The sequence below is a fragment of the Micromonospora sp. MH33 genome, assembly GCF_003013775.1.
In the GTDB taxonomy this organism is placed as follows: domain Bacteria; phylum Actinomycetota; class Actinomycetes; order Mycobacteriales; family Micromonosporaceae; genus Micromonospora; species Micromonospora fulviviridis.
In genome coordinates this window covers 1-6,316 of the sequence record NZ_MUYZ01000354.1, presented here as the reverse complement: position 1 = coordinate 6,316, position 6,316 = coordinate 1, and the positions used below count along the sequence as shown (strand labels likewise).

7 protein-coding genes and 1 pseudogene are annotated in these 6,316 nt (G+C 75.0%); 1 reads left to right on the top strand and 7 read right to left on the bottom strand.

Features of this window, described 5'->3' with window-relative positions:
* Positions 1-15: 15 nt before the first annotated feature.
* The 5 genes from B0E53_RS31970 to B0E53_RS31950 all read right to left on the bottom strand — a co-directional run bounded on the left by B0E53_RS31970 (position 16) and on the right by B0E53_RS31950 (position 3,981).
* Complete coding sequence (locus tag B0E53_RS31970; protein ID WP_107079383.1) at positions 16-1,941, bottom strand: NADH-quinone oxidoreductase subunit L; 1,926 nt, start codon at positions 1,939-1,941, stop codon at positions 16-18.
* Positions 1,938-2,294 (bottom strand): NADH-quinone oxidoreductase subunit NuoK, encoded by a 357-nt coding sequence (gene nuoK, locus B0E53_RS31965; RefSeq protein WP_107079382.1) that lies wholly within the window; start codon positions 2,292-2,294, stop codon positions 1,938-1,940. Before nuoK ends, B0E53_RS31970 begins: the two co-directional genes overlap by 4 nt.
* A complete protein-coding gene (locus B0E53_RS31960; protein ID WP_107079381.1) occupies positions 2,291-2,893 on the bottom strand; it encodes an NADH-quinone oxidoreductase subunit J in 603 nt (200 codons plus the stop codon). Before B0E53_RS31960 ends, nuoK begins: the two co-directional genes overlap by 4 nt.
* Positions 2,890-3,489: an NADH-quinone oxidoreductase subunit I gene (locus B0E53_RS31955; protein WP_107079380.1), complete on the bottom strand. Its 600-nt coding sequence runs from the start codon at positions 3,487-3,489 to the stop codon at positions 2,890-2,892. The genes B0E53_RS31960 and B0E53_RS31955 overlap by 4 nt, the downstream gene beginning before the upstream one ends.
* Before the next feature lie 69 nt (positions 3,490-3,558).
* A complete protein-coding gene (locus B0E53_RS31950; protein WP_107079379.1) occupies positions 3,559-3,981 on the bottom strand; it encodes an ester cyclase in 423 nt (140 codons plus the stop codon).
* A 94-nt stretch (positions 3,982-4,075) separates the two neighbouring features.
* Between B0E53_RS31950 and B0E53_RS31945 the strand changes: the two genes are divergently transcribed.
* The gene (locus B0E53_RS31945; RefSeq protein ID WP_107079378.1) at positions 4,076-5,131 is read left to right on the top strand and encodes a glutathione S-transferase C-terminal domain-containing protein; all 1,056 of its coding nucleotides are present in this window, start codon (positions 4,076-4,078) and stop codon (positions 5,129-5,131) included.
* 21 nt (positions 5,132-5,152) lie between these two features.
* On the opposite strand, the gene nuoH is transcribed toward B0E53_RS31945, so the two are convergent.
* Together nuoH and B0E53_RS38805 are read right to left on the bottom strand one after the other, a co-directional pair.
* Positions 5,153-6,115: an NADH-quinone oxidoreductase subunit NuoH gene (nuoH, locus tag B0E53_RS31940; RefSeq protein WP_107079377.1), complete on the bottom strand. Its 963-nt coding sequence runs from the start codon at positions 6,113-6,115 to the stop codon at positions 5,153-5,155.
* A pseudogene (locus B0E53_RS38805) lies at positions 6,115-6,316 on the bottom strand (hypothetical protein); the annotation flags it as partial. The gene nuoH and the pseudogene B0E53_RS38805, both read right to left, overlap by 1 nt.

The following is a 6,316-nucleotide window of genomic DNA, read 5'->3' as shown; positions in this document are numbered from 1 at the left end:
GGAACTGCCCGAACGTCATGAGGCCACTCCGATCAGGGCGACCGCGAGGCCGATCAGCAGCGCACCGGCCAGCACCCCGGCCGCCGCGCGGGGCAGCGCCGCCCGGTGCAGTGCGGCCAGCCCGCCGCCCAGCTCGACCGCGGCCCGGCCGCTCCCCTCCACGAGGCCGTCCACCCCCAGCTCGTCCCCGGTCCGCACGACCCGGGCCAGGGCGGTGGTCGGGCGTACGACGAGGGTGTGCTGGACATCGTCGAGCCGGAACGCCCGGGCGAAGACCGGCCGCAGCGGACCCAGGAAGCGCGCCGGGTCGGCGGCCGGGTCGCGGCGCCAGCCCGCCCAGGCCACGCCCGCGCCGACCAGCAGCAGCAGGAACGGCAGGACCAGGTTCGGCGCCAGGTGGACCAGCTCGACGGCCTCGCCCGAGGCGTCGGCCGGCACCCGCAGCCGGTCGGCGAACCACGGCGCGAAGGCGGCCAGGCCGAGCAGCGCGGCGGGCACCGCGAGCAGCAGCACCGGCCAGCGCAGCACCGCCGGCGGGTCGTGCGGGTGCGCCAGCGGGCTCCGGGCCGCGCCGAGGAAGGTCCGCAGCAGCAGGCGGGTCGCGTACCAGGCGGTGACCGCGACGCCGAGCAGCCCGGCCAGCCAGACCAGCCAGCCCACCCAGGCCGGGGCCGGGCCGGCCCCCTCCAGCGCGGCGGCCTGCGCGGCGGCGAGCACCCCGTCCTTGCTCCAGAAGCCGGACAGCGGCGGCACCCCGGCAAGCGCGCCGAGGCCGATCAGCATGCACCAGAAGGTCACCGGCATGGCGGTGCGCAGGCCGCCCATCCGGGACATCAGGGTGGTGCCGACGGCGTGGATCACCACGCCGGCCGCGAGGAACAGCAGCGCCTTGAACGCGGCGTGGGTGAGCAGGTGGAACAGGGCCGCCGCCGGGGCGCCGACCGCGAGCGCGCCGGTCATGTAGCCGATCTGGGAGACCGTCGACCAGGCCAGCACCCGCTTGATGTCGTCCTGTGCGGTGGCCGCGAACGCGCCGAGCAGCAGGGTGACCGCCGCCATCACCCCGAGTACGGCGAGGGCGGCCGGGGCGTGCGCGAAGAGCGGGAAGAGCCGGGCCACCGCGTAGACCCCGGCGGCGACCATGGTGGCCGCGTGGATCAGCGCGGAGATCGGGGTGGGGCCGGCCATCGCGTCCGGCAACCACGTGTGCAGCGGGAACTGCGCGCTCTTGCCGGCCACCCCGGCGAGCAGCAGCAGGCAGGCCGCGGTGAGCGTGCCGGTCGGGTAGTCGTGCGCCAGCACGTCGGCGATCCGGAAGCTGCCCGCGCCGACACCGAGCAGCGCGATGCCGAGCAGGAAGCCGACGTCACCCACCCGGGTGACCAGGAACGCCTTCACCGCGGCGGCCGGCGCCTCGGGCAGCCGGCGGTCGTGGGCGATGAGCAGGTAGGAGCAGATGCCCATCACCTCCCAGCCGACCAGCAGCAGGATCAGGTCGCCGGAGACCACCACGGTCAGCATCGCGGCCGTGAAGAGGCTGATCTGGGCCGCGTAGGGCGGGTAGCGGTGGTCCACCTCGACGTCGTCGTGCGGGCCACGCCGCAGGTAGCCGACCGAGTAGACCTGCACGGCCAGGGCCACCGCGGCCACCGCCACGGCGACCAGCACGGCGACCCCGTCCAGCCGGTAGCCGAGGGTGACCCGCAGCCCGCCCAGGTCGACCCAGTCGGTGGCGCCCTCGACCGGCCCGTCCACCCGGAGCAGCAGCGCCAGCGCCGCCAGCAGCGCGACCGCCGCGCCGGCCACGCCGAGCGCGACCGCCACCCGCCGCGCCGGGCCCTCCCCCGTGGTCGCCCCCCGCGGCGAGGGCGGCAGCAGCAGCCCGAGCAGGCCGGCGAGCAGGGGTACGCCGGGCAGGGCCACCGCGAGCAGTCCGGTCACTTCTCCCCCTCGCCCCGGCCGGCGGCGACCCCGGTGGCCGGGGCGGGCGCCTCGGCGAGCGGCACGTCGTCCACCGTGACGCTGGCCCGCAGCCGGTAGAGCTGGAGCACGATGGCCAGCCCGACGCCGATCTCGGCGGCGGCGAGCACGATCACGAAGAGCGCGAAGACCTGGCCGGAGTGCGGCAGCGCGGCGCGGACCGTGGTGTCGGCGGTGACCAGGATCAGGTTGACCGCGTTGAGCATCAGCTCGACGGCCATCAGCACGAGGACGGCGTTGCGGCGGCGCAGCACGCCGTAGACGCCGAGGCCGAACAGCAGCGCGGCGGTGACGTACGGAATGACCGGTCTCACGCGCGCCCGCCCTCGTCGCCGGCCGCCACCACCGGGCGGGCCGGCTCGACCGGACCGCCGGGCCGGCCGGGGCGGGCCGGGCCGGCGGCCGGGTTCACGCCGGGGCGGCCGATGTCGGGGCGGGAGAGCACGATCGCGCCGACCAGCGCGGCGAGCAGCAGCACCGAGAGCACCTCGAAGGGCAGCACCCAGGAGCGGAACACCTGCTCGCCGAGGCGCTCGGCGGTGCCCGAGGCGGGCGGCCCGACCCGGGACCAGCGGAACGCGTCGACCAGCAGCACGGCCAGGCCCAGCCCGCTGCCGGCACCGATCAGCGCGGCCGGCCAGCCGGGCCGGTCGAGGTCGTCGGAGGGACCGATCGGGGCCCGGGTCAGCATCACCGCGAAGAGCAGCAGCACCACCACCGCGCCGACGTAGATGAGTACCTGCACCCAGGCCACCAGCTCGGCGCCGAGCACCAGGTAGTCACCGGCCAGCGCGCCCAGGCAGACCACCAGCCAGAGCCCGGCCCGGACCAGGTGCCGGGTGGCCACCACCAGCGCGCCCGCGCCCACCGCCACCGCGCCGAGGGCGAGCAGCAGCACGTCGGCACCCGTCATGACGGCGCGCCTCCGCCCTGCTCGGCGCCGGGCTCGGGGCGTACCCGGGTCGGGGCCGGACGCGCGGCGGGGGCCGCGGCCTTGCGGGCGGCGGTGGTCTCCTCCTTCGAGGGGTCGCCGTGCGGGTCGTGGGCCGGTGGCGGCGGGACGGTGACCATCCACTCGCCCAGGTGGTCCTTGTCGTGCAGCAGGTCCTTGATGTCGTACTCGGCGTACTCGAACTCGGGCGTCCAGTAGAGCGCGTCGAACGGGCAGACCTCGATGCAGATGCCGCAGTACATGCAGAGCGAGAAGTCGATGTCGAACTTGTCGAGCACGTTGCGCTGGCGGGGGCGGGCGGCGCCGGGGACCGCCACCTCCTCCTTGTGCGAGTCGATGTAGATGCACCAGTCCGGGCACTCGCGGGCGCAGAGCATGCAGACCGTGCAGTTCTCCTCCAGCAGCGCGATCACGCCACGGGAGCGGGGCGGCAGCTCGGGGGCCACGTCCGGGTACTGCTGCGTGGTCGAGCGGCGGGTCATCGTCTTCAGCGTGACCGCCAGGCCCTTCACCAACCCCTCGCCGGGCACGCCGCTGCGCTCGCTCATGCCGCCCATCCTGCCCTGTGCCCCCGGTGCGCGCGACCACCACCCGGCGGATCGCCCGCCGACGGGCCGCCCGTCGGGTCAGGCCTCGGTGGCCGGCAGGGGCGGGAGCATCTCGACGCCGAGTTGCTGGAGGACCTGGAACAGCTCGTTGACGCTCCACACGTCGACGATCCGGCCGGTCTCGTCGAAGCGGAGGAAGCTGGCCCCGGAGTAGCTGACCACCCGGCCGGTCGGCGGCACCGGGCCGAACTGCCCGGCCTGGGTGCCGGCGGCCCGCCAGTGCACGGCGACCCGGTCACCGGCGGCGACCACCTCGACCACCTTGTAGCGCAGGTCGGGGAAGGACGCCCGCCGGTCCCGGTGCCAGGCCAGGGTGGCCTCCGGGCCGGTCCCGCCCAGCCCCGGGCAGTCCTCGGCGATCAGGTCGTTGGCGCTCTCCTCGCGGCCGGCGTTCCACACGTCCGCGATGAAGCGTCGGGCCGCCGCCTCCACATCGGTCACCGCGGCAGCCTAGCCCCGCCCTTCGCGCTCGGCCTGCCAGGAGCGGCCGGAACGACCATGATGGGACCGGAACGAGACATCCTCGGGAGGCGACGTGGGCGGCAACGGCGACCAGATCCTCGACCGGACCGGCGGCAAGTACGTCGAGCCGGGCGGCGAGTTCACCCGGGACCAGCGCTACATCGCCACCCGGATCACCGCCGACGGGGCGAGCGGCTGGCCGGTGGAGCCGGGCCGGTACCGGCTGGCGGTCAGCCGGGCCTGCCCCTGGGCGAACCGGCTGATCATCGTCCGGCGGCTGCTCGGGCTGGAGGACGCCATCTCGATGGCGGTGGCCGGGCCCACCCACGACAAGCGGAGCTGGACCTTCGACCTCGACCCGGGCGGCCGGGACCCGGTGCTCGGCATCGAGCGGCTGGCCGAGGCCTACTTCCGGCGCTTCCCCGGCTACGAGCGCGGCATCACGGTGCCGGCGATGGTGGACGTGCCGACCGGGCAGGTGGTCACCAACGACTACGCGCAGATGAGCCTGGACCTGTCGACGGAGTGGACCGCGTACCACCGGCCGGGCGCGCCGCAGCTCTACCCGGAGCGGCTGCGCGACGAGATCGACGAGGTCAACGCGGCCGTCTTCGCCGACGTGAACAACGGCGTCTACCGGTGCGGCTTCGCCGGCAGCCAGGAGGCGTACGAGAAGGCGTACCACCGGCTCTTCGACCGGCTGGACCGGCTCAGCGAGCGGCTGGCCGGGCAGCGCTACCTGGTCGGCGACACGATCACCGAGGCGGACGTCCGGTTGTTCACCACGCTGGTCCGCTTCGACCCGGTCTACCACGGCCACTTCAAGTGCAACCGGCAGAAGCTGACCGAGATGCCGGTGCTCTGGGCGTACGCCCGGGACCTGTTCCAGACCCCGGGCTTCGGCGACACCATCGACTTCGACCACATCAAGCGGCACTACTACGAGGTGCACCGGGACATCAACCCGACCGGGGTGGTGCCGCTCGGCCCGGACCTGGCGAACTGGCTCACCCCGCACGGCCGCGAGCAGCTCGGCGGCCGACCGTTCGGCGACGGCACCCCGCCGCTGCCGGCTCCGCCCGAGGAACGCGTCGACCCGGCCCACACCCCGCTGCGCGACCTCGGCTGAACCCGCGCGGCGGCCCCTCCCTCACATCGCCAGGCGGACGGCGGCGGTCAGCACGAGCTGGGCCAGGGCCAGCGGGACCAGCACCAGCCAGCAGAGGCGCTGGAGCTGGTCCTCGCGCAGCCGTGGGTAGCTCACCCGGAGCCAGATGATCACGAACGCGACGGCGAACACCTTGAGCAGGGTCCACAGCCAGCCGAGCTGGGCGTCGGCGAACGGGCCCTGCCAGCCGCCCAGGAACAGCACCGTGGTCAGGGCGGCGATCACCACGATGCCGACGTACTCGGCGAGCAGGAAGAACGCGAAGCGCAGGCCGGTGTACTCGGTCATGTAGCCGAAGACCAGCTCGGAGTCGGCCACCGGCATGTCGAACGGGGGCCGGCGGATCTCGGCCAGCCCGGCGACGAAGAAGATCACCATGGCCGGCGCCTGCCAGAGCAGCCACCAGGGGTGCCACGCCGCCACGATGCCGGGCAGGCTGAGCGTCCCCGCCGCCATCGCCACCGAGGCGGCGGCCAGCACCAGCGGCAGCTCGTAGCCGAGCAGCTGGGCCGCCCCGCGCAGCCCGCCGAGGAGGCTGTACTTGTTGGCCGAGGCCCAGGCCGACATCAGCACCGCCAGCACCCCGATGCCGACCACGGCCAGCACGAAGAACAGGCCGATGTCCAGCGGCTGCCCCACCAGGTCGCCCGGACCGAGCGGGATGACCAGCAGGGCGAGCAGGTAGGGCACCAGGGCCACCGCGGGGGCCAGCCGGAACACCGGCCGGTCCGCGTCGCGGGGAGTGACGTCCTCCTTCTGCACGAACTTGATGCCGTCGGCGACCAGTTGCGCCCAGCCGTGGAAGCCGCCCGCGTACATCGGGCCGAGCCGGCCCTGCATGTGGGCCATCACCTTGTGCTCGGCCTGGCCGACGATCAGCGGCAGGGTGAGGAACGCGACCAGCACGGCCGCCACCCGGAGGACCAGCTCCAACCAGGTCGGCATCAGCCCTCCCCCTCCTCGGCGTCGGCATCCGGCGCCGGCCGGGCCGGACCGGTCGGCCGACCCGCGCCCGAGGCGGGACGCTCACCCAGGGCCGGACGGGCCGGGCGCTCGCCCGGGGCGGGACGGGCCGGGCGCTCGCCCGGGGCGGGGCGCGGCGGGCGTTCGCGGGCCGGGCGGGCCGGCGTACCCCCGCGGGGGCCC